This window comes from Hyphomicrobiales bacterium, from assembly GCA_016710435.1.
In the GTDB taxonomy this organism is placed as follows: Bacteria; Pseudomonadota; Alphaproteobacteria; order Rhizobiales; family Aestuariivirgaceae; genus Aestuariivirga.
This window is the reverse complement of the sequence record JADJVV010000001.1, coordinates 3,391,864-3,414,029: the sequence shown is the minus strand read 5'-3', so window position 1 is coordinate 3,414,029 and position 22,166 is coordinate 3,391,864. Positions and strand designations below refer to the sequence as shown.

Here is a 22,166-nt window from a genome sequence, read left to right as displayed (position 1 = left end):
CTGGATATTGTCATTCGCGTGGCGGACAACGGGCCCGGAATTTCGGCTGACAATCTCGCGAAGATCCGCGAGCCGCTCTACACCACCAAGAGTTTTGGCACGGGCCTTGGCCTGCCTGCGGTGGAGAAAAAATCCTGGAACAGCACGGTGGCCACCTCGAAGTTTCCTCGGTCGCCGGCAAGGGATCGCAGTTCGACATTCATCTGCCTGTTGAAGGCGGGATGCAAAGCATGACGGAGGCCGCGTGATGACAGCCCTCAGCATCCTTGTTGTTGACGACGATATCGACAATGCCCACTCGCTGGGCGAGTTGTTCGAAATCGAAGGCCATAACGTGCGCGTGGTCCATTCAGGTGAGGATGCCATCTCGGCCTATTGCCGCGAGACATTCGACGTCGCCTTCATGGACGTGATGATGCCGGGCAAGAACGGCGTGGAAAGTTTTCTGGAAATCCGCCGACTCAAGCCCTCGGCGCGGGTGTTCATGATGACGGGCTACAGTGTGGAGGAACTGCTGCTGCAGGCGATCCGCGGTGGCGCGCTGGGCGTTCTTGATAAGCCGTTTGATGTGAACGAGATCCTCAGCATCACGGAGCAGGTGGGGCCGGGGGGCGTGGTGCTTGCACCGCCGCTGGCGCCTGGACAACTTGTGGGCGATTCCATTCATGCGGCCCTCAGCACGTCCGGCCGCAATTGCCAGATGGTGCGCCGCGCCGGCACGCGGCCGTGGCCCGTGAATGACGACATACTGGTGATCGACACGGGCCTGCCACTGATCGACGAGGTGTCCGTTCTGTCCGGATTCAAGGGCCTCGGGCACACCGGTCCCGCCTTCCTCATTCCGCCGCCGCAGATGATCCACAGCGATGATCTTCCCCTGCTGCGCGACATCGGCGTCACCGGTGTCCTGAACAAGCCGTTCGATCCGCTCGAACTGCTCAACCGACTTCCCCATCTTGCCGCGTGAAAGGACCCCCATGAGCCGCCAGTTGAATATCCTCGTTGTCGATGATGATGCCGCCAATGCGGAGTCGCTTGCCGAACTCTTCGCCATGGACAACCATCGCGTGATCGTGGCCTATGACGGTGAGCAGGCCATCGAAGCTTTCAGCCTGAACAAGGTGGATGTGGGCTTCTTCGACGGTGATGCCGAAGAGGAATGGCGTGGACAGCTTCATGCAGATCAAGCGTCTCAACCCGGATGCGCGCGTCTACTTCATGACCGGCTACAGCGCCGACGACCTCATCGATCAGGCGGTGAAGGGTGGTGCGCTCGGTGTCTTCAGCAAGCCCGTGGATGTGGGCCGCATCCTGGAGACCGTGGAACGCGAAGCGGCCTGACCGGACGCGGCGGAAGCCTGAACCTGGGAGAAAACCATGGTCAACGACAATACGCCGCCCAAGCGGCTTGAAGACCCGCAGGTGCTGCTCAGCATCCTCGACAATCTTCCGACGTCGATCTTCGTCAAGGATGAAGACCTGAACTTCGTCTATTCCAACGCGCTGCACTGCAAGCTCATCGAGCGCAGCGAAGCTGAACTGCTGGGAAAATCGGACAGGGAGTTCTGGCCTGCGGAGACAGTGAAGGGTTTCGAGGAACACGACCGCAGCGTGATCGACAGCGGGCAGGTGAACATCTCGGAGGAAACGGTACCGGGCGAGAATGGCGGAAGGCAACCGCTGCTGACGCGCAAGGCCCGGCTGGCAGGGCCGGATGGAAAGACCTATCTCATCGGCACGAACACGGATCTGGGGAGATCAAGACACGCGAGGACCAATATAAGGCACTGACGGAGACGGTACCCGTAGGCGTGCTGCAGCTTGATGAGGATGGCACGGTTGCCTTCGCCAATCCGCTGCTCAATGCCTATTGCGGCGGGGATGGTGCGGCGGAGTCAAAATCCGAACTGATCGAGCGCATCAAGGCGGAGCATCCGGAGTTTCCCGGTGCTTCCTGCAAATTTGAAATGGAGATCTCGGCGCTGGGCGTGCCGCGCCGCAGCGTGATCGTCATCAGTTCGGGATGGTTGTGGATCGGCGGCACGCAGCGCTCTGCCATCATCAGCATTGTCGACGTGAGCGAGATGACGGAATTGCGCCGCATCAACGACGAGGTCTTGCGCCTCAACCGTGAACTGGCCAGCAACATGAAGCGGCTGAAAGAAGCGCAAGACGAGTTGGTGAAGAAGGGGCCGCATGGAGCAGTTGGGGCAGCTGACCGCGACCGTGGCGCACGAACTGCGCAATCCGCTGGGCGCGGTGCGCACATCCGCCTTCCTCATGGAGCGCAAGCTCAAGGGCAAGGGCACGGACGTGGAGCCGCAGATCGAGCGCATCAACAAGGGCATCATCCGCTGCGACAATATCATCACGCAGCTTCTGGATTTCTCCCGCACCAAGCAGCTCAATTGCCAGTCCGGCGACCTCGACCAGTGGCTTGCACAGGTGCTGGACGAGGAGGCAAAGAAGTTGCCGGCGGCCGTCACCATCACGTGCAACCTGGGGCTGGAGGGGCGCAGCGTGCCGTTCGATCCCGCGCGCCTGCAGCGCGCTGTCGTCAACCTCATGGCGAATGCCTGCGAGGCGCTTGTGGGGCAGGGCGATGATCCGGCGAAATTCGCGCGGCCTGATCCCGCGATTATCGTGACAACATCACTCCGTGAAGGCGGCGCCGTGATTGCGGTGAGCGACAACGGCCCGGGCATCACGCCGGAGGTTCTTGAACGCATTCGCGAACCGCTGTTCACCACCAAGAGCTTCGGCACGGGGCTTGGCGTTCCGGCGATCGAGCAGATCACCATCCAGCATGGCGGACGCCTGGAGGTTTCATCGACGCCGGGCGAGGGCGCGCTGTTCTCCATGTGGCTGCCGCTCACGGTGCCTCAGCCCGAGGCCACGGACGCGGCGTAAGGCACGCAAGGCGGAGAAATTCTGAACGGAGTTTCGCCGCTAGTGCTTCAATTCCACCACGACATCGCCTGACACAGGATCGGTGAGGCCGAGGCCGTTGCCCTGGTCTTCCAGCATGTCGCGAATCTTGTCGAGCATGCCGATCATCTGCGGCCGGGCGGAGACAATGCTGTCGAACGAGTCCCACTTGGCCACGAGGCAATAGGCGCGGTCCCCCGTCTTCACCAGTGCACCTTCGCGCAGTCCCGCAATAGCCTGCGCTGTGCGATGGAATTCCACGAAGTCCTTTTCGCGGGCCGGCTTCACCTTGAAACGAACGATGTTGTAGGCGGTCATGACGTCCTCCATGGAGGTTGAACGCACCCGGGTGCCGGGGACGTTACTCCATGGCGCGCCGCATTTCCATGACCGTCCTGAAACGCGAATGGCCGGGCGCGGCCCGGCCATCAGGGTGTTTCACCTTGGCAACGGGATCAGCCGATCGCCTTCTCGAGGTTCTTGTCCACGGCCTGAATGAAGCCTTCCGTGGTGAGCCACTGCTGTTCCGGGCCGACAAGGACCGCAAGGTCCTTCGTCATCTTGCCTTCCTCGATGGTTGCAACCGTTACCTTCTCCAGCGTCTCGGCGAAGCGGAGGAGCTTGGCATTGTCATCGAGCTTGGCGCGGTGCTTCAGGCCGCCCGTCCAGGCGAAGATGGACGCGGTGGAGTTCGTCGAGGTGGCCTTGCCCTGCTGGTGCAGGCGGTAGTGGCGCGTCACCGTGCCGTGGGCGGCTTCCGATTCCACCGTCTTGCCATCGGGCGTGATGAGCACGGAGGTCATGAGGCCGAGCGAGCCGTAGCCCTGCGCCACGAGGTCGGATTGCACGTCGCCGTCGTAATTCTTGCAGGCCCAGATGTAGCCGCCGGTCCACTTCATGGCGGAGGCCACCATGTCGTCGATCAGGCGATGCTCGTAGGTGATGCCCAGCTTCTCGTAGTCGGCCTTGTATTCGGCTTCGTAGATGGCCTGGAAGATGTCCTTGAAGCGGCCGTCATAGGCCTTGAGGATTGTGTTCTTGGAGGAGAAATAGACCGGCAGCTTGCGCTGCTTGCCGTAGGTGAGCGAGGCGCGGGCGAACTCCTTGATGGAGTCATCGAGGTTGTACATGGCCATGGCGACGCCGCCGCCGGGGGCCTTGAACACTTCCTTCTCGATCACCGTGCCATCATCGCCCTTGAAGGTGATGGTGAGCGTGCCCTTGCCCGGATAGACGAAATCGGTGGCGCGGTACTGGTCGCCGAAGGCATGGCGGCCGATGATGATGGGCTGAGTCCAGCCGGGCACGAGGCGCGGCACGTTCTTGCAGATGATGGGTTCGCGGAAGATGACGCCACCCAGGATGTTGCGGATGGTGCCGTTGGGCGACTTCCACATCTGCTTCAGGTTGAATTCCTTCACGCGCGCTTCGTCCGGCGTGATGGTGGCGCACTTCACGCCCACGCCATATTTCTTGATGGCGTTGGCGGAGTCGACCGTCACCTTGTCCTCGGTCTTGTCGCGGTTTTCGACCGAGAGGTCATAATAGTGGAGGTCGACGTCGAGGTAGGGAAGGATGAGTTCCTTCTTGATCTGGTCCCAGATGATGCGGGTCATCTCGTCGCCATCGAGTTCGACGACCGGGTTGGCGACTTTGATCTTGTCCATTTTGACCTCGTTGTGCAGTGCGGAAAATCTGCAGCGCCTATAGCAGCGGCAAGGCCATCCCGCAAATGCGACGGAGGGATAAATTCAGGATCAAACCCGCTTGAGATACCGTCCCCGCAGCCGAAGCCGGGGCAGGGTTTCAATGGCCGTCAGAATCGGCGGTTCACGCCCAGGCGCACGAGGCTGAAATCGACATCGCCGGATTTCACGTCCACCGGATTGGTGAAGTCGGACCGGCCGAGATTGACGTAAAGGTATTCAGCCTTGGCTGTCCAGTTCTCGCCGAGTGCGGTTTCAAGGCCGGCTCCCAGCGTCCAGCCCAGCTTGACGTCATCAAACTTGCATTCCGTGCCGCGCGGATCACAGGCACCAATGTCGGCACTGCCGCTGATGTTGCCGATGGCAAGACCGCCGCTGACGAACGGCAGGATCTGGTCCATCGCATAGCCCAGCCGGACGCGGCCCGTGCCGAACCAGTCCACGTCCTCGGTACAGCCTTCGGCGATGCAGGGCCGTGTGGCGCTCAGGGTTTCGCCGGAAATGCCGGAATAGGAGATGTCGCCTTCAAGACCGAGCACGATGTTGCCGAACTGCCTGTTGGCACCGAGCGTGGCTCCGCCGACAAGGCCGCTGACGTCGACATTTTCCTGTGGCGGTCCCACACCGCCGACATAGGTGAAGGTGTTGTCACCCCAGCCATATCCGGCCTGGGCTCCGAGATAGAAGCCTGTCCAATCATAGGTGAGAGGTGTCACATCTGCGGCACTTGCGCAGGCACTGGCGGCAACAGCAAGTCCGGCTGCAAGGCCGAGGGCAAGGTTCAACGTCTTCATCATCATCCTCAAGTCACGAGCCCCCTCGCAGTTCTGACTGTATCAACAGCGCCACGAACCGACCTTTGTTTGAGTCAAGTTGCAACCGGGTTCAAGTGCTACGTCTGGTCGCATGGGTAATGTTCCCGGCCTGGCCTGATGGATGCCGCGTGTTCGAAAGCCGCACAACTCTTTGACACGCCGGGGGCCCCCATGGCACCACCTCGGCAATGACCGACACGGCCACGCCGCCCTCCACCAACGCCCTGCGTTACCCTGCTTACGTCAAGTATATCGTGGCGCTGCTGTGCCATTCCTTTGCGGCGCAGATCATGACCGTCGCCATTGGCTGGCAGGTCTACGACATCACCCGCGACCCCTGGATGCTGGGGCTCATTGGCTTGTCGCAGTTCATGCCGGCACTGGTGCTGGTGCTGGTGACGGGGCTGGTGGCGGACCGCTTCAACAGGCGCATGATCATGGGGCTTTGCCTTTCGCTGGAAATGCTGTGCGGCCTGGCATTCCTGTTCTTCACGCTGGCGCATCCCGGTGCGGTTTGGCCCATGTTCGTGATCCTTGCGGTGCTGGGGCTGGCGCGCGCCTTCCTTGCGCCCGCAGCGGATGCGCTCTCACCCAACCTCCTGTCGCGCGAGGCCATTCCGCATGGCATCTCGCTCAACTCGATGAGCTGGCAATTGGCGAACATCACCGGGCCTGTGGCGGGTGGCCTGCTTTATGGCATCGCCGGCGAGGCGGCCTATGGCACGGCGGCGTGCCTGTCAGCGCTGGCTGTGGCGCTTGTCATCGCCATGGGGCGGACGACGCAGGTCAACCGGGTGGAGGAAACCACGATCCACACGTTGCTGGCAGGCTTCCGCTTCATCAAGTCCGAGCCCGTGGTGCTGGGGGCGATTTCGCTTGATCTGTTCGCGGTGCTGCTCGGCGGTGCGACGGCGCTGATGCCGGTCTATGCGCGCGACATCCTGCAGGTGAATGAGTTGGGTCTTGGCCTGCTGCGCTCGGCGCCTGGGGTCGGCGCTGTTGCCATGGCGCTGTGGCTCGCCAAGTACGGCATCAAGGACCACGCAGGGCGCATCCTGTTTGCGTGCGTGGCGGCGTTCGGGGTGTTCACTGTTGTCTTCGGCGTGTCGGTGTGGCTGCCGTTGTCGATCTTCGCCCTCATGATGATGGGCGCCTTCGACATGGTTTCGGTTTATGTGCGCGAAACGCTGATGCAGCTGTGGACTCCGGACGACGTGCGCGGCCGCGTGAACGCCGTGAACCGCGTGTTCATCGGGGCCTCGAATGAACTGGGCGAGTTCCGGGCCGGCAGCGTTGCGGCACTTTTGTCCGCCAAGACGGCGGTGGTAATGGGCGGCGTCGGCACCATGGCGGTCGCAGTCCTGTGGAGCCGCATGTTCCCGGGCCTGCGCGAAGCGCGGAAGCTGGAAGCGCGTCCCTCGGCACGCGAGACCGCCACGGCCTGACACTTTGTCGTGCGACAGTGCGTGCAGCGCAAAATCCCCGGATCGCGATCCCGGATTGATTTAGATCAAAGGCTTATCCTTTTCTCTTCTTAGACTAATTCTAATCAGGGATGCCGAATTGCCAGTCCGACTCACCTGATCCTGCTGCGGAGCGGGGCAAGCTCAGGAACGCCGCTCCACTTTCGGAATGGTACAACCATGAAACTCAAGACATTCGCAATCGCCCTCATCGCGGGGGTGGCCATCTCTTCGGCTGCGCTGGCGGCCGACGATCTCCGGGCCAAGGCCACGGAAGCCTTCAAGCCGCTTCCCTCCACCATCCCCAGCGTGAAGGACAACCCGATCACGCCGGAAAAGATCGCGCTCGGCAAGGCTCTGTTCTTTGATACCCGCATGTCGAAATCGGGCGTGTTCTCGTGCAACTCCTGTCACAACCTCGCAACAGGTGGCGACGACAACCTCGAAACGTCCATCGGCCACGGCTGGCAGAAGGGCCCGCGCAACGCGCCGACGGCGCTCAACGCCGTGCTCAATGAAGCACAGTTCTGGGATGGCCGCGCCGAAGACCTGAAGGCCCAGGCCAAGGGTCCGGTGCAGGCCGGTGTTGAAATGGCCAACACCGCCGACCAGGTGGTCGCGACACTCAAGTCCATGCCCGCCTATGGCGAAGGCTTCAAGGCCGCTTTCCCCGGCGAAGCGGACCCTGTGAGCTTCGACAATTTCGCCAAGGCAATCGAGGCGTTCGAAGCGACGCTGATCACACCCGCGCCGTTCGACGCCTATCTGAACGGCGACGACGCCGCACTCTCGGACGAGCAGAAGGCCGGCATGGCCTTGTTCATCGACAAGGGGTGCTCGTCTTGCCACAACGGCGTGAACGTGGGTGGCCATGGCTACTATCCGTTCGGTGTCGTCGAGAAGCCCGGTGGTGATGTGCTGCCGGCCAAGGACAAGGGCCGTTTCCAGGTGACCAAGACGGCGGACGACTCCTACGTCTTCCGCGCCGCACCGCTGCGCAACATTGCGCTCACCGCGCCTTACTTCCACTCCGGCAAGGTGTGGGATCTGAAGCAGGCCGTGGGCATCATGGGTTCCTCGCAGCTTGGTGCTGAACTGAGCGACGACGAAGAAACCAAGATCGTGGCCTTCCTCGGCGCGCTTACCGGCAAGCTGCCGGACGTCACGCTGCCAGTGCTGCCGGCAGAAACGGCCGACACGCCGCGGCCCACCGGTGAAGTGAAGTAGTTCCACCACTGGCTTTCAGTACGGACGCCACCCCGCAAGATGCGGGGTGGCGTTTTTCGTTGTGCAGGCAGGCCGTTTCATGCGGCGTTCATGTTGTGATACGTATGTGCGGGGGCAGATTCTTCGGCGGAGATTATCCTGATGTTGCGACTGACCTTGGCAAGTGCGCTGGTGGCCCTTTCGTTTGCCATTCCGGCGTGGGCCGACAATGCGGAATTCGATGCGACGCTGGCAAAGGATGCGGCCAAATCCGCCGACAGTGCGCTGGTGGGGCGCTATGAGGGTGCCTTCATCGTCGGACAGACGAAAAAGGCCTTCGACGAACTGACCCTGCCGAACGGTCCGGCGCAGGGCGAAGAATATGCCGATGACAAGAAGTTCACATCAACGATGACCGTGCAGGGCCGCGTGACGCGCACCCTTTATGTGGCGCCCCAGGGCCGCTCGTCGCTGGAGGTCTTCGCCAACTATGTGGAGGACCTCAAGGCGAAGGGCTTCACGATCGCCTATGAATGCGCCAAGGAGGCCTGCGGGCCGAGCTTCAAGCTGCTCAGTTACAACTGGAACAACAAGGCTTCGCTCGTGGTCTCGGAAGAGGCTGATACGCTGCGCGGGATGGCCTCGCAGGCGATGTTCGATTCCGTGATCGACCCGCGCTATGCGCTGCTGAAATCGGGCGAGGCGGGCAACGAAACCTATGTCTCCGTCCTGGCGGCGCAGAACCAGGGGGGCAGTTTCGGTGACATGTCGCAGGCCCTGCAGGACCGCGTGGGCGTGCTGTTGCAGATCGTCGAGCCGAAAGCGCGCGAGCAGAAGATCGTGACACTGTCGGCCGATGAAATCGGTGCGGACCTCGCCAACGCCGGCCGCGTGGTGCTCTATGGCATCTTCTTCGATTTCGACAAGGCGGTCATCAAAGCCGAGAGCCAAGAGCAGATCGACCAGATGGTCGCCTATCTCGACGGCAATCCGGATGTAAAGGTCTACGTCACGGGCCACACCGACAACCAGGGTGGTCTCGACTACAATCTCAAGCTCTCCGGGGCGCGCGCCATTGCGCTCACCAAGGCGCTGGCGAAAGCGGGGGTGGATGCCAAGCGCATGACGCCCAAGGCCGTGGGGCCGTTGGCGCCGCTCGCCTCCAATGACGAGGAAGAGGGACGCGCCAAGAACCGCCGCGTGGAACTCGTGAAGCAGTAGGCTCGCCGGCGTTCTTCACTGGCATCGGCGGCTAATCCGGCGCAGGGTATGGGCGGCCGGCGGACACTGTTTCAAGCATTCATCCCAAAAGAGGGCGGGCCGATGACACAGACTCCTGCGATGCAATTCAATGATGGTGCGGCCTACGAACGGCTGATGGGCCGTTGGAGCCGCAAAGTGGGCGCGGATTTCCTCTCATGGATCGCCGTGCCGCCCGGCCAGTCGTGGCTCGATGTTGGCTGTGGCAACGGCGCTTTCACGGAGGAGATCGTGGCGCGCGCGGTGCCGTCCGCGGTGACGGGCGTTGATCCGTCGCCGGGGCAGATCGCCTATGCCAAGACCCGGGCCTGCGCCGCGCTGGCGCAATTCGACATCGGTGATGCCCAACAGCTTCCGTTCAAGGACGCCCTGTTTGATGCGGGCGTGATGGCGCTGGTCATTGCCTTCCTTGCCGATCCGCTGAAGGGGGCGAAGGAATTGAAACGCGTGGTGAAGCCGGGTGGGATCGCCGCCACCTACATGTGGGATTTGCCGGGAGGCGGGGTGCCCACCTCTCCATTCTACAAGACGCTGAAGGGCATGGGCCTGGACGTGCCGCATCCGCAAAGTGCCGAAATCTCCCGGCAGCAGGCACTTGAGCATTTGTGGAGAGACGCTGGTTTTCACGAGGTCGAGACAACGCCGCTCACCATCACCGTGCGTTTCACCGATTTTGACGACTTCTGGGAGTCCAACAACCAGCCCGTCGGCCCGCAAGCCGAGCGGTTGCGCAATCTCTCCGACGCGCAAAGGCAGGAATTGCAGAAGCGGCTGAAGGAAAGCCTTCTCCCTGGCCCGGATGGCAGCATCGCATATCAAGCCGTGGCGAACGCGGTGAAGGGGAAGGTGTGAGGCGTGGAGGAGCGTGAGGCGGGCGTGCTTTCGCCCGAATTTGCTTTTTCGGGGGGGAAACTGCCGCTATTCCACCGCCATGGCAGGCACAGACTCGACGCGCAAGATCGACTTCGGCCCGGCGCCTTCGGTGGTGCTGGTCAATCCGCAGTTGGGCGAGAACATCGGCATGGCAGCGAGGGCCATGGCGAATTTTGGGTTGTTCGACCTGAAGCTTGTGGACCCGCGCGAGGGCTGGGACCGGGAGAGGGCCGTCGCCGCCGCTTCCGGTGCCCATGAGACGGTCGAGAAATCGTCCATTTTCAATACCCTGGAAGAAGCGCTTCACGAAACACATTATGTTTATGCAACCACGGCCCGGCCGCGCGGCATGACCAAGGAGGTCATGACGCCGGAGCAGGCGGGGCTGGACATGCGCGCCCGCGTTGCCCGGGGCGAGAAGATTGCGCTGATGTTCGGGCGGGAACGCTACGGCCTCAATAACGAAGAAGTTTCGCTGGCGGATGTGATTGTGACGGCACCGGTGAACCCCGCTTACGCCTCCCTCAACATTGCGCAGGCCGTGCTGCTGATGGGCTATGAGTGGTTCAAGCATGAGGCAACCTCGCTGGGACAGGCGACACCGGAGCTTCCGGCGCTGGAAGGCCCCGGCCTGCAAATGCCGGACACGCGGCCCGCCACCAAGGAGGAACTCTACGGCTTCTACGATCATCTCGAGCGCGAACTGTGGACGGCGGGATTCTTCAAGACGGATGAGAAGCGCCCCGGCATGATGCGCAACATCCGGAATATCTTCGCGCGCACCGCAGTTTCGGCACAAGAGGTGAGCACATTGCGCGGCATCATCTCGTCGCTTACACGCGTGCACGAGCTGCGGAAGATGAAGAAGAACGAATAGCAGGTTCCCCATGCCGACCGCGAAGCCCCGCATCCTCCTCTTCGACTCCGGCATGGGCGGCTTGACCGTGGCGCGGGCCGTGGCGCGGCAGATGCCCGATGCCCATCTCGTCTATGCCGCCGACAACGCCGCCTTTCCCTATGGTGCGTGGAAGGAGAAGGAGCTTGCCCGCCGCATCGTGATGGTGATCGGCAAGCTCATCGACGAGGTTCATCCGGATGTGGTGGTGATTGCCTGCAACACGGCCTCCACCATCGCGCTCGCGGATTTGCGGGCGGCCTACAAGGTGCCTTTCGTCGGCACGGTGCCCGCCATCAAGCCCGCTGCGGCGCAGACGAAATCGGGTGTGATCGGCGTCCTCGCCACACCGGGCACGGTGAGCCGCGAATACACCCATTCGCTGATCCACACCTTCGCCTTTCACTGCAAGGTGATCCTCCATGGCGCGCCGCGCCTTGCTGAAATCGCCGAGCGCAAGCTCAAGGGCCATGGCATCGACCTTGAGGAACTGAAAGCGGAGATCGCGCCCGTCTTCCGCAAGCGCGACGGCAAGCAGACGGACGTGGTGGTATTGGGCTGTACGCATTATCCGCTGCTGACCGAAGACATGGAGAAGGTGGCGCCGTGGCCCGTGACCTACATTGATCCCGCACCGGCCATCGCACGCCGCACCGCGGACATCGTGGAGGAAACGCCGCTCAAGGGAGATGATGCCCATGCGCCCGCCCACGGCACCGTCATCCTCACCTCCGCGCGCGGCAGTGCCTCGGAAACACTCACCGCCTACGCCTCGATGGGTTTTCCGAAGCACATGGTGATTGACTTGCCGGCCTAGGGCAGACGGATTTTCGCCTACCGGTAGATCCCCAGCGTCAGCCCTCGCACCAGATGTTTCTGCACGATCAGGACGAAGATGAAGGCCGGGACGAGGGCCGTGGTGGTGAGGGCGGAGATGAGGCCCCACATGTTCATGATGAGGACGCCGGCCTGCACCGGCATCAACCGCATGTTCTGGGTGAGGAACAGCGACAGCAGGAACTCCGTCCAGGAGAAGATGAAGCACAGGATCGCCGTGGTGGCGAGGCCGCCCTTCATCAGCGGCAGCACCACATGGAAAAAGGTTTCGCCCCGCGAAGCGCCATCCAGCCGCGCGGCTTCCGACACTTCATGCGGCACGTCATCGAAGAAGGATTTCAGCAGCAGCACGGCAAAGGGCAGGTTGAGTGCGGCATGGGCCAGTGCCACGCCGAGGCGCGTATCGAGCAGGCCCCAGCCGTGATAGAGACCGACGAGCGGGAATACGATGGCGATGGGTGGCAGGAAGCGTTGCAGGATCACCGTGCGGCGGAGCGTGGTGCTGCCGCGGAAGGTCATCTGCGAGAGCGCGTAGGCCATGGGCGTAGCCGCCAGCAGCACGATGGCGCTGGAGAGCAGGGCGACAGAGGTGGAGTCGATCAGGCTCTGGCGGGAGTCGAAAATGGTGCCTTCCACGCCCAGTATGACAAGCGCGAAATTGGAAAACGTGGGTGTGAAGTCCAGCCGCAGCATGCGGCCGATCTCCAGCAGTGCATCGGCAGGCGTGAAAGCAGAAAGCCCCCACCACAGCAGGGGCATCACGTAAAGACTCACAAGGACGACGGCGGACACATCGCGGGCCCGGGATTTCAACTGGCGCATCGCGGCGCAAACTAGCGGGGCGGGGCGGCCCCGTCCACGCATGGCCCGTTCATGCTGCCATGCGCCGCAGAGCGGTCAGCGCTGGCGGCGGCCGGAAATGAAATCCCCCCGCACCCAGGCGCGGCGGCCCCAGTTGCGCAGGCGCATGCGGTAGGCCACGAAGCCAGCTGATGCTGGTGCCAGGATGAGAGACGCGAAAATCACGGCGGGGATCGTGCGCATCAGATCCGTGTGCAGGCCCGGAAGGGTCAGCACCGTGAGGAGAAGGGCGCCGAAGAACACGGAACTCAGCACCATGGCGCAGATGAGCCAGATCATCGCATCGGGCGAGAGGGCAAAGCGTTCGTCGTGCTCAAGGTCGTCATCATGGTCGGGCATGGCCTGTCTCCACGGTTGTCTTGACCGGAAAACGACGGGACCTTGCAGAATGTTCCAAAGGATCAGGTGCTTGTGACGGTTCTGGAGGGTAAGGAGACCGGGCAGTCCGGAACTGCCCAGGGATGGCGGTGCCATTCCTCCAGTGTATCGCCTGATTTGACAGCGTCCCCCAAATCCCCTAGTACCCCCACCAACGCCGGGTTTGCCCGGTGTTTTGCTTGCCCGTGGCGCCTCTTGCAGGTGCCTGTCGGCCGGGAGACCGGTGTCTGAGGAGGGTGGGCTCCAACCCAACTGGTTGGGGCCGTAAAGGAGGCCGGGTTCACCCCCGTTAGCCATTTTTACGTCTCTGCCGCATTTGAGAGAAGTGACATGACGAAGCGTTCAAACGCCAAGTACAAGATCGACCGCCGCATGGGCGAAAACATCTGGGGCCGTCCGAAGTCCCCGGTGAACAAGCGTGAATACGGCCCGGGCCAGCACGGCCAGCGCCGCAAGGGCAAGATGAGCGACTTCGGCACGCAGTTGCGCGCCAAGCAGAAGCTCAAGGGCTACTACGGCAACCTGTCGGAGCGCCAGTTCCACGGCCTCTACGTGGAAGCCATCCGCATGACGGGTGACTCGTCGGAAAACCTCATCGGTCTCCTCGAGCGCCGCCTCGCCACGGCCGTGTACCGTGCCAAGTGGGTGCCGACCGTGTTCGCCGCCCGCCAGTTCGTCAGCCACGGCCACGTGAAGGTGAACGGCAAGCGCGTCACCATCGCGTCGATCCGCCTCAAGGCCGGCGACGTGGTTGAACTCTCGGACAAGGCCAAGGAAATGGCTTCGGTGATGGATGCGCAGGCCTCGGCCGAGCGCGACACGCCGGACTATCTCGAAGTGACCGGCGCCCAGTTCCGCATGACGCGCATTCCCTCGCTCAGCGAAGTGCCGTATCCGGTGCAGATGGAACCGAACCTCGTCGTGGAATACTATTCGCGCTAAGCGAAACCGGACGATTGCAGATTGGAAAAGGGCGGGATTTTACCCGCCCTTTTTGTTTGGGGAAATCGTCAGTGCTTGTGGGTCATGCGCCTACGTCTGATGGGAAGCATACACCGTGGTGCTGCCATCGCGGCGGATGAGCAGGGTGTCGTAGGGCGGACCGCTGCCGTCCGGTCCCATGCCAGGTGATCCCTGGGGCATGCCGGGCACCGTGAGGCCGATCACATCGGCGGGGTTCTCGCTGATAAGCCGGATCACGTCGGCGGCGGGCACATGGCCTTCGATGGCGGCATTGCCGAACACTGCCGTGTGGCAGCTTGCGTTGTCATCGCTGATGCCGAGCGTGGCGCGGCGTGTGGCGCGCTCGGGATCGTCAACGATATCGGCGGTGAAACCTGCATCGCGCATGTGCTCCACCCAGCCTTCGCAGCAGCCACAGCCGGGATCACGGTAGACCGTGAGATGGGGCAGGGCGGCGGCATTGCTGGCGGGCGATTGCAAGGCCATTGAAGGCAGGGCGAGGAGGAAGAGGCGGCGCTTCATCGGTATTCTCCTTCAAGCAGCTTGAACAACCTATCACCCGCGCGGGCGCACGAGCATGGGGCCATAGAGCGCAACGAACAGCACGAAGCCTGCAACCCACAACGCCCCCGAGACATTGAGCAGCATCACCATGGCGTCCGGCAGCAAGGCAGCGGCGATGCGGAGAAGCGCTGCAAGGGCGATGGCGATGTAGAGGGTGACCGTTCCCGGCGGTGCGGTGAGGGGATAGCCCGTGTGGCCGCGGGTGGCGCGGGTCATGACAGCGAGTGTCATCAGGCCGATGGCGCCTGCCGTCCAGGCGTGCACGGCGGCCTGATGGGCACCCACATTGTCCCACATCACGGCATGACCGGCGAGGAGGAAGCCCAGTGGTATGAAGGCGTAGCCAAGGTGCAGCACCCACACCAGCGCTTCCGCGCCGGTGCGCTGCGGTGCCCAGCGAATCAACCGCCAACCCTGCATGAGTCCGGACAGCGCCAGAACGCCGCTCACGGCATCGGCCAGAACGGCGGGAAGTGCCGGCAGTGCGCCCCACAGCACGAGCGCAATGGCCGAGATGGCGAGTGTGGCGCCGTCATAGCGCGAGAACTGCTTGGGCATCACGCCTGCAGGCTGGCGCATCAGCCAGTTTGTCGTGAAACTCGGAATTATGCGTCCGCCGACAACGGAGATGAGAAGGATCACGGCGGCAATGCCGAAGCGTGGCGCGAAGACCGTCTGGCCCGTGATGGCGGCTTCCACATGGAATGCGATCTGCGCCACCGCCAGCAGCGACACGAGTACGACAATGCGGAGGTTGCGGTGGTTCTTGCCAGCAACAATCTCGCGCGCCGCCGTTGCGGCCAGTGCGACGAGGAAGGAAAGACTGGCCGCAGCGACGAGCCAGGAAGGCAGCAGCGCGGAGGAGGCCATGGCAAGGCGGCCCAGCATCCACAGCGAGAACAGCGCGATCAGGCGCCAGCCCACCACGGGCAGGCGTCCTGTCCAGTTCGGCACGGCGGTGAGGAGAAAGCCCGCGACCACTGCCGGCACATAACCAAACAGCAGTTCATGGATGTGCCAATCCAGCGGCGCAAAAGCGGAGGGCAAGCTGATATGCCCGAGATACCACGGCACCCACACTGCGATGGTGATGAGCGCCCACAGGCCAGCCGCGAGGAAGAAGGGCCGGAAGCCGTAGCTCCACAGCGCCGGGCCACGCCACGCCCGCACCTGTTCCATCGTTGTTGCCATGCCTTGCTCCTCATACTCTGTCACACGAGGCCTAGGGAAGGCGCTCCGTGGTAGCCTTGATGACGGTCAAGACGGCCGCGTTGAAACGCGCCTCCCGCTTCAACCTGCAGTGCGCCTTCAGACGATGGCGAGGACGCGCGCCGGGCCTCCGGTGCCGCCCCGGTGCGAGGGCGCGCCCACGAAAATGGTGGCACCCGTTGCCGGAAGTTGATCGAGGTTGGCAAGGCACTCCACGCCATAGCGGCCACTGCCCAGCCAGGCGAGATGCACGGCGAAGTCTTTCGTGTTGCCGGGGTCGAGCGACAGCGTATCGACCGCGATGGCTGCGGCACCGAGTGACATCAGCAGGTCCGCCGCGTCACGATTGAAACCGGGGAAGGCCAGCTTTCCATTGGGCGTGTTGCGGAAGGAGGGATCGTTCACTTTTGCCGCCCAGCCGGAGTCCAGCGCCACGCAGGCACCGTGGGGAATGCGCCCGTGCTGCATCATCCAGTTTTCCACATCGTCGGCGGAGAGCGTGGCATTCACATCATGGCGCGCCTTGTCGGCAATGGAGATCACACAGAGCGGGCAGACCAGTTGCTGCGGATCGAGTCCGCTCAGCGAAGCGCCGTTGCTGCTGAAGTGCAGCGGCGCATCCACGTGGGTGCCGGTATGTTCGTCGATCGTGAGGCGGAAGACGTTGGAGCCGTCGCGCTCGAAGGACGAGAGGCGCTGCATGGTGATGCCCGGTTCGCCATCAAAGGTGGGGAAGTGTTCGTCGTAGTCATGGGTGAGGTTGACGATGCGGCCCTTGGCGCGCGACAGGTTTTCACGGGCGGCGTTCGCTGCCGCACCGCGCGACGCATCTGCCGCGGCTGCCGAGTGCTCAAAGGCCGTGGGGTGGGCGCGCACACTGGCGCGAATGGCGTCCATGAGGCAGGCATTGCACATGCGTCACCCTCCCGGCCTTCTTCACTTGTAGGTGGCGAGCACCCGTTGCACGGCGGGCCGTTCGGCCACGCGGGCGCGGTGGTCCAGGACGCGCGGCAACTGCGAGACATCAGCGCCATCGCCTTCCAGCCAATTGGCGATGGTGAAGAGATAGGCGTCGGCAACGGAGAAGTATTCGCCCATCACCCACGGGCCCTGCAGGTAGTCCTGCTCGATCAGCAGGACATAGTCGGTCATGTTGCGCGGCACCTTGATCTTCAAGGCCTCGATCACGGCCGGGTCATCCGACCAGCGCGCGCCGCGCAGCTTGTGGGCATGGGCGGGGTGCACGGTGGAACAGAGGAAGCTGTTGAAGGCCTGCATCTGCGCGAGCGCCACGGGATCGCGTGGCGCGAGATTGGCGCGCGGGTGCGTCTGCGCGATGAAATAGAGGATCGCCGGATTCTCGGTGATGACGCCCTTGCCGGTATCGAGTGCGGGCACGCGAGCCTTGGGGTTGACCTTGAGGTACTCCGCCGTCTTCTGCTCGCCCTTGGCGAGGTCGAGGCGCGTGACCTTGTAGTCCGCGCCCGCCTCTTCCAGCGCGATGTGCGAGGCGAGCGAGCAGGTGGAGACGGATCCGGCGAAGAGGTTCAGCATCAGGCGGCGACGCCCTTGTCGGCGAGAAGCTGCTTCAGTTCGCCCGACTGGAACATCTCGTACATGATGTCGGCGCCGCCCACGAATTCGCCCTTCACGTAAAGCTGCGGTACGGTGGGCCAGTTGGTGTAGTCCTTGATGCCCTGGCGCAGCTCATCCGAAGCCAGCACGTTCACATCCTTGAACGGCACGCCGAGGTGCTGGAGGATCTGCACGGAACGGCCCGAGAAACCGCACATGGGCATCTCCGCATTGCCCTTCATGAAGAGCACAACGTCATTGGTCTTCACTTCATTGTCGATGGTGTCGTGGATGGTGGTCATTTGCATCAGTCCTGTGGTGTTGAAGTGGTGAGTGCCAGTGCGTGCAGCACGCCGCCCATGTTGCCCTTGAGTGCGGCATAGACCATCTGGTGCTGCTGCACGCGGGATTTGCCTTTGAACGCCGCGGAGATGACGGTGGCGGCGTAGTGGTTGCCGTCGCCGGCCAGATCCTTGATCTCCACCTGCGCGTCCGGCAGGCCGTCCTTGATGAATTTCTCGATGTCGTGGGCGGACATGGCCATGGCGAGGGAGCGTTCCTTGTTTCGGGCCGTAGATAGACCCTGCGGACAGTCTTTTCCAGTGGGGCGCTGCCATCATATTGAACAGATTCACGGGCAGCGATAAACCAGTGCAACTTCTCAGACCGGGTACCCTTTGTCATGCAGCTTTCCCGCCGCCGTCTCCTCGCCGCCAGTGCCGGCCTGTTCCTGCCGGCGGTTGCCCGCGCGCAGGAGCCCTATGCCGTCAACATGGACGAGTGGAAGAAGCTCGCCTTCAAGTATCAGCGCAAGCAGATGGCCTATGAGACGGACCTGCCGGAAGGTTCAGTGGTGGTCGATCCCGGCAAGTGCTTCCTCTACCTCGTCCTCGGCGGCGGGCAGGCGCTCCGTTATGGCGTTGCCGTGGGCAAGGGCGCCCATGCCTGGGAAGGCGAAGTCACCATCGCCAAGATGAAGGAATGGCCCAACTGGATTCCCGCTCCCTATCACCTGCAGAAGAAGCCGGACCTGGCGAAATGGCTGCCGGATGGCATGCCGGGCGGCATCGATAATCCGCTGGGCGCGCGCGCCATGTATCTGTTCAAGGGCGACGTCGACACCATCAACCGCATCCACGGCTCGGCCAAGCTCGGTGACATCGGCAAGAAGGCAACGGCCGGCTGCATCGGCATGCTCAACGGCGACGTGATCGACCTCTACAGCCGCGTGCAGGTGGGCACCCGCGTGGTGATGAAGAAGAGCGGATTTTTCGGATAATCCGTCCCTCACTTCGCAGTTGCGCGAGGCTTGTGGGAGCCGTCACCCGGCCATCAAGCCCGGGAACCAGCCTTCGTGGGCGGTGCGCAGGGCCTGCATTGGCACCGCTGTTGATCCCATGGTGAATGTCGCGGCGTCCGTCACGGTGCCGATGCGGATCACGTCGATGCCCTTGACGTGGGCTTGCGTGATGATCTTGGCGGCTTCCTTGGCGGGACAGGTGAGCACGTAGCGCGCCTGGTCTTCGGCATAGAGCTGGATGTGGTCCATGGCATCGAGCGTGGCGCCCGTGTTGCCCGCCAGCGCCATTTCGATCACGGCGGAAACGAGGCCGCCGTCGGAGATGTCGTGCACCGCCGTTACCGCTCCGCTCTTGATCAGTGAACGGACGAATTCGCCGTGGGCGCGTTCCTTCGCCAGGTCGACGGGCGGTGGCGCGCCGTCTTCCCGGCCATGCACTTCGCGCATGTAGATCGATTGTCCCATGTGGCCGCCATGACCGCCCAGGAGCAGGATGGCCTCTCCGTTGCTCTTGAACTTCACGGTCGCCATCCTGGTCCAGTCGCGGATCAGGCCGACGCCACCGATGGTCGGCGTGGGCAGGATCGCCTGGCCGTTGGTCTCGTTGTAGAGTGACACGTTGCCGGAGACGATGGGGAAGTCGAGTGCGCGGCAGGCCTCGCCGATGCCTTTGAGGGCAAAGACGAACTGGCCCATGATGTCCGGGCGTTCGGGATTGCCGAAATTCAGGTTGTCGGTGGCGGCGATGGGTTCGGCACCCACGGCACACAGGTTGCGCCAGCATTCGGCCACGGCCTGCTTGCCGCCTTCGAAGGGATCGGCTTCCACGTAGCGCGGCGTCACGTCGGAGGAGACGGCAATCGCCTTCTTCTCGGCGATGCGCACCACGCCGGCGTCGCCTCCCGGAATCTGCGCGGTGTTGGAGCCGATCAGCGAGTCGTATTGTTCCCACACCCAGCGGCGGGACGCCATGTCGGGCGAGCCCACGATCTTCACGATCACCGCGGCGAGATCGTTGGGCGCCGGCACATCGGCGGGCTTGAGCACCGCAGGCTTCTTCGGTTCCACCCAGGGGCGGTCGTATTCCGGGGCTTCGTCACCCATGGCCTTGATGGGCAGGTCGGCCTTCACCACGCCTTCATGCTTGATGACGAAGCGCAGCGTGTCAGTGGTCTTGCCGACGATGGCAAAATCGAGATCCCACTTGCGGAAAATCGCTTCCGCTTCCTTTTCCTTCTCGGGGCGCAGCACCATGAGCATGCGCTCCTGCGATTCCGAGAGCATCATCTCGTATGCCGTCATGTGGCTTTCGCGGCACGGCACCTTGTCGAGATCGAGTTCAATGCCGAGGTCACCCTTTGCGCCCATCTCGACAGCCGAACAGGTGAGGCCCGCGGCACCCATGTCCTGGATGGCGATGACGGCACCCGAGGCCATGAGTTCGAGGCAGGCTTCCAGCAGGCACTTCTCGGTGAAGGGGTCGCCCACCTGCACGGTGGGGCGCTTCTCCGCAGCCTTGTCGTCGAATTCGGCAGACGCCATGGTGGCGCCGTGAATGCCGTCGCGGCCCGTCTTGGCGCCGAGGTAGACCACGGGGAGGCCCACGCCTTCCGCCTTGGAATAGAATATCTTGCCGGCATCGGCGATCCCCACCGCCATGGCGTTCACAAGGATGTTGCCGTTGTAGCGGGCGTGGAAGTTCACTTCGCCTGCGACGGTCGGCACGCCGAAGGAATTGCCATAGCCGCCCACGCCCGCCACCACGCCACCGACGAGATGGCGCGTGCGGGGATGATCGGGCGCGCCGAAGCGCAGCGCATTCACCGCCGCGATGGGCCGTGCCCCCATGGTGAAGACATCGCGAAGGATGCCGCCCACGCCTGTCGTGGCACCCTGGTAGGGCTCGATGAAAGAGGGATGGTTGTGTGATTCCATCTTGAAGATGATGGCCTGGCCATCATCCACGTCGACCACGCCGGCATTTTCGCCCGGGCCCTGGATGACGCGCGGACCTGTGGTCGGCAGCTGTCGCAGCCATTTCTTGGAAGACTTGTAGGAGCAGTGCTCGTTCCACATGGCCGAACAGATGCCCAATTCGGTGAAGGTAGGTTCGCGGCCCAGCAGCTTGACGAAGTGCTCGTATTCATCCGGCTTGAGGCCGTGGGACTTCACGAGTTCGGGGGTGATCTTGGGTTCGGCTTTGGGGGCGGCAACGGTCATGCCGCGCCTTTAAAGCCGCAGCCCGCGAATCTCAAACGCAATGTTGGACGTGTGCACATGACGCAGGGACGGGGGGCCAGATCACGGTGGCCGGGTCAGGTCCGGCGATGGCGACAAGACGAAAAACGGGCGACGTTTCCGTCGCCCGATCAGGAACGTAGATTGAGGTATTCCGTCAGTTACTCGGCGGCGACGGCGGTGCGGTCGACGTTGCGGCTGACGAGGTTGGTGAAGGCCTGGAAGAAGCCTTTGAAGAACTCCCTGGAAGCCTCCACGATCTCGCCCTTGTCATCGACGGCGTTCTGGGCCGAGGCGATGTAGGCTTCAGGCTGGCCGAGCGTCGGCATGTTCAGGAAGGCGAGGGTCTGGCGGAGGTGATGGTTGGCGCCGAAGCCCGCAATGTTGCCCATGGAGGTGGAAATGATGGCGGCCGGCTTGCCGCCCCACTTGCTCTGGCCCCAGGGACGAGAACCCCAGTCGAGCGCGTTTTTCAGAGCTGACGGTACGGAGCGGTTGTGCTCCGGCGTGGCGAACAGGACGGCATCGGCGGCGCCGATCTTGTCACGGAACGTCTTCACGGCGGCGTCGCCGGCTTCGGTGTCCTGGTTGAACAGCGGCAGGTTGCCGATTTCGACCGTTTCAAACTTGAGGTTGGCGGGGGCCAGCTTTATGGCGGCATTCACCACCTTGCGGGTGAAGCTGTCCTTGCGCAGGCTGCCAACGATGATCGCGACTTTGTAGGGCATAATCGACTCCATTGAGTGTTTTTGTAATGGTGTCGGTTACGTATTGCGGCGTGCGCCGGATTTCAAGTGACAGGTTGGCGCGGGGTGCGTTTTTCACCAGGGGTTGCGGGAGTCGTCGCATCCTGCAACCGGTTCATGCTGGTCCAGGCCTGTTTCCAGGCCAGTGCGGAACTGGCGGGACCATCGTCCCGCCCGTCGCCTGAAGGTTCGATACACGCCCAGAGTGTGAGCATTTTCATGGTGTGACTCCGTCCTGTAGGCAGTTCGGGGGCTGTCCCGGCCTTGGCACGATACCGTCCGGGACGGCGACCACGCCAGCATCTGCGCCAAGGCCGTAACCCGGCACGGGCTAGGTGAACCCGCGCCG

Annotated in this window: 28 protein-coding genes; 13 read left to right on the top strand and 15 right to left on the bottom strand. The window is 62.9% G+C overall.

Translation table 11 applies throughout. From position 1 onward, the window contains the following. Nucleotides 1-234, top strand: a 234-nt coding sequence (locus IPM06_16765) for a hypothetical protein (protein ID MBK8772064.1), incomplete at its 5' end; no start/stop codon positions are given. A gap of 13 nt (nt 235-247) precedes the next feature. After that, nucleotides 248-967 carry a response regulator gene (locus tag IPM06_16760; GenBank protein ID MBK8772063.1) on the top strand — a complete coding sequence of 240 codons (720 nt, stop codon included), beginning with the start codon at nt 248-250 and terminating at the stop codon, nt 965-967. Here the strand turns inward: IPM06_16760 and IPM06_16755 are convergent. Continuing rightward, the gene (locus IPM06_16755; protein ID MBK8772062.1) at nt 939-1,178 is read right to left on the bottom strand and encodes a hypothetical protein; all 240 of its coding nucleotides are present in this window, start codon (nt 1,176-1,178) and stop codon (nt 939-941) included. The two genes, IPM06_16760 and IPM06_16755, sit on opposite strands and share 29 nt — an antisense overlap. Between IPM06_16755 and IPM06_16750 the strand changes: the two genes are divergently transcribed. Further along, complete coding sequence (locus IPM06_16750; GenBank protein ID MBK8772061.1) at nt 1,177-1,341, top strand: hypothetical protein; 165 nt, start codon at nt 1,177-1,179, stop codon at nt 1,339-1,341. The two genes, IPM06_16755 and IPM06_16750, sit on opposite strands and share 2 nt — an antisense overlap. Nucleotides 1,342-1,377: 36 nt before the next feature. Then, a complete protein-coding gene (locus IPM06_16745; GenBank protein MBK8772060.1) occupies nt 1,378-1,791 on the top strand; it encodes a PAS domain-containing protein in 414 nt (137 codons plus the stop codon). 76 nt (nt 1,792-1,867) lie between these two features. Here the strand turns inward: IPM06_16745 and IPM06_16740 are convergent, their stop codons facing one another. After that, entirely contained in the window at nt 1,868-2,149 is a 282-nt protein-coding gene (locus IPM06_16740; protein MBK8772059.1) for a hypothetical protein, read from the bottom strand. Between the two features lie 47 nt (nt 2,150-2,196). Between IPM06_16740 and IPM06_16735 the strand changes: the two genes are divergently transcribed. Beyond that, nucleotides 2,197-2,910, top strand: coding sequence for a HAMP domain-containing histidine kinase (locus IPM06_16735; GenBank protein MBK8772058.1), 714 nt, complete (start codon nt 2,197-2,199; stop codon nt 2,908-2,910). Nucleotides 2,911-2,949: 39 nt separating this feature from the next. Here the strand turns inward: IPM06_16735 and IPM06_16730 are convergent, their stop codons facing one another. From IPM06_16730 to IPM06_16720, 3 genes are all read right to left on the bottom strand, one after another. Beyond that, nucleotides 2,950-3,246, bottom strand: coding sequence for a DUF718 domain-containing protein (locus IPM06_16730; protein MBK8772057.1), 297 nt, complete (start codon nt 3,244-3,246; stop codon nt 2,950-2,952). A gap of 137 nt (nt 3,247-3,383) precedes the next feature. Beyond that, nucleotides 3,384-4,595 (bottom strand): NADP-dependent isocitrate dehydrogenase, encoded by a 1,212-nt coding sequence (locus IPM06_16725; protein ID MBK8772056.1) that lies wholly within the window; start codon nt 4,593-4,595, stop codon nt 3,384-3,386. Nucleotides 4,596-4,744: 149 nt separating this feature from the next. Then, nucleotides 4,745-5,434: a porin family protein gene (locus tag IPM06_16720; protein ID MBK8772055.1), complete on the bottom strand. Its 690-nt coding sequence runs from the start codon at nt 5,432-5,434 to the stop codon at nt 4,745-4,747. A gap of 203 nt (nt 5,435-5,637) precedes the next feature. Between IPM06_16720 and IPM06_16715 the strand changes: the two genes are divergently transcribed. From IPM06_16715 to IPM06_16690, 6 genes are all read left to right on the top strand, one after another. Next, nucleotides 5,638-6,894: an MFS transporter gene (locus IPM06_16715; GenBank protein MBK8772054.1), complete on the top strand. Its 1,257-nt coding sequence runs from the start codon at nt 5,638-5,640 to the stop codon at nt 6,892-6,894. Between the two features lie 198 nt (nt 6,895-7,092). Next, a complete protein-coding gene (locus IPM06_16710; protein ID MBK8772053.1) occupies nt 7,093-8,139 on the top strand; it encodes a cytochrome-c peroxidase in 1,047 nt (348 codons plus the stop codon). A 141-nt stretch (nt 8,140-8,280) separates the two neighbouring features. Beyond that, the gene (locus IPM06_16705) at nt 8,281-9,339 is read left to right on the top strand and encodes a DUF4892 domain-containing protein (protein MBK8772052.1); all 1,059 of its coding nucleotides are present in this window, start codon (nt 8,281-8,283) and stop codon (nt 9,337-9,339) included. Between the two features lie 102 nt (nt 9,340-9,441). Further along, nucleotides 9,442-10,230 (top strand): methyltransferase domain-containing protein, encoded by a 789-nt coding sequence (locus IPM06_16700; protein MBK8772051.1) that lies wholly within the window; start codon nt 9,442-9,444, stop codon nt 10,228-10,230. Nucleotides 10,231-10,309: 79 nt separating this feature from the next. Then, nucleotides 10,310-11,128, top strand: coding sequence for an RNA methyltransferase (locus IPM06_16695; GenBank protein ID MBK8772050.1), 819 nt, complete (start codon nt 10,310-10,312; stop codon nt 11,126-11,128). A 10-nt stretch (nt 11,129-11,138) separates the two neighbouring features. Beyond that, nucleotides 11,139-11,963: a glutamate racemase gene (locus IPM06_16690; GenBank protein MBK8772049.1), complete on the top strand. Its 825-nt coding sequence runs from the start codon at nt 11,139-11,141 to the stop codon at nt 11,961-11,963. A 17-nt stretch (nt 11,964-11,980) separates the two neighbouring features. Here the strand turns inward: IPM06_16690 and IPM06_16685 are convergent, their stop codons facing one another. Together IPM06_16685 and IPM06_16680 are read right to left on the bottom strand one after the other, a co-directional pair. Further along, nucleotides 11,981-12,775 carry a carbohydrate ABC transporter permease gene (locus tag IPM06_16685; protein MBK8772048.1) on the bottom strand — a complete coding sequence of 265 codons (795 nt, stop codon included), beginning with the start codon at nt 12,773-12,775 and terminating at the stop codon, nt 11,981-11,983. Between the two features lie 105 nt (nt 12,776-12,880). Further along, nucleotides 12,881-13,183 (bottom strand): hypothetical protein, encoded by a 303-nt coding sequence (locus tag IPM06_16680; protein ID MBK8772047.1) that lies wholly within the window; start codon nt 13,181-13,183, stop codon nt 12,881-12,883. 369 nt (nt 13,184-13,552) lie between these two features. Between IPM06_16680 and rpsD the strand changes: the two genes are divergently transcribed. Beyond that, nucleotides 13,553-14,164: a 30S ribosomal protein S4 gene (gene rpsD, locus IPM06_16675; GenBank protein MBK8772046.1), complete on the top strand. Its 612-nt coding sequence runs from the start codon at nt 13,553-13,555 to the stop codon at nt 14,162-14,164. A 90-nt stretch (nt 14,165-14,254) separates the two neighbouring features. Here the strand turns inward: rpsD and IPM06_16670 are convergent, their stop codons facing one another. The 6 genes from IPM06_16670 to IPM06_16645 all read right to left on the bottom strand — a co-directional run bounded on the left by IPM06_16670 (nt 14,255) and on the right by IPM06_16645 (nt 18,077). Further along, a complete protein-coding gene (locus IPM06_16670) occupies nt 14,255-14,707 on the bottom strand; it encodes a DUF411 domain-containing protein (GenBank protein MBK8772045.1) in 453 nt (150 codons plus the stop codon). Between the two features lie 33 nt (nt 14,708-14,740). Beyond that, nucleotides 14,741-15,940: an NnrS family protein gene (locus tag IPM06_16665; GenBank protein MBK8772044.1), complete on the bottom strand. Its 1,200-nt coding sequence runs from the start codon at nt 15,938-15,940 to the stop codon at nt 14,741-14,743. A gap of 117 nt (nt 15,941-16,057) precedes the next feature. After that, entirely contained in the window at nt 16,058-16,873 is an 816-nt protein-coding gene (locus tag IPM06_16660; GenBank protein MBK8772043.1) for a cyclase family protein, read from the bottom strand. 21 nt (nt 16,874-16,894) lie between these two features. After that, entirely contained in the window at nt 16,895-17,512 is a 618-nt protein-coding gene (locus tag IPM06_16655) for a glutathione S-transferase family protein (GenBank protein MBK8772042.1), read from the bottom strand. Next, the gene (gene grxD / locus IPM06_16650; protein MBK8772041.1) at nt 17,512-17,835 is read right to left on the bottom strand and encodes a Grx4 family monothiol glutaredoxin; all 324 of its coding nucleotides are present in this window, start codon (nt 17,833-17,835) and stop codon (nt 17,512-17,514) included. Before grxD ends, IPM06_16655 begins: the two co-directional genes overlap by 1 nt. A gap of 5 nt (nt 17,836-17,840) precedes the next feature. Beyond that, nucleotides 17,841-18,077, bottom strand: coding sequence for a BolA family transcriptional regulator (locus IPM06_16645; GenBank protein MBK8772040.1), 237 nt, complete (start codon nt 18,075-18,077; stop codon nt 17,841-17,843). A 138-nt stretch (nt 18,078-18,215) separates the two neighbouring features. Here IPM06_16645 and IPM06_16640 point away from each other — a divergent pair, with 138 nt between their 5' ends. Continuing rightward, nucleotides 18,216-18,812, top strand: coding sequence for a L,D-transpeptidase (locus IPM06_16640; GenBank protein MBK8772039.1), 597 nt, complete (start codon nt 18,216-18,218; stop codon nt 18,810-18,812). Nucleotides 18,813-18,854: 42 nt separating this feature from the next. Here IPM06_16640 and purL read toward each other — a convergent pair whose 3' ends face one another. After that, nucleotides 18,855-21,053 (bottom strand): phosphoribosylformylglycinamidine synthase subunit PurL, encoded by a 2,199-nt coding sequence (gene purL / locus IPM06_16635; protein MBK8772038.1) that lies wholly within the window; start codon nt 21,051-21,053, stop codon nt 18,855-18,857. A 179-nt stretch (nt 21,054-21,232) separates the two neighbouring features. Further along, complete coding sequence (locus IPM06_16630) at nt 21,233-21,811, bottom strand: NAD(P)H-dependent oxidoreductase (GenBank protein ID MBK8772037.1); 579 nt, start codon at nt 21,809-21,811, stop codon at nt 21,233-21,235. Nucleotides 21,812-22,166 lie beyond the last annotated feature (355 nt).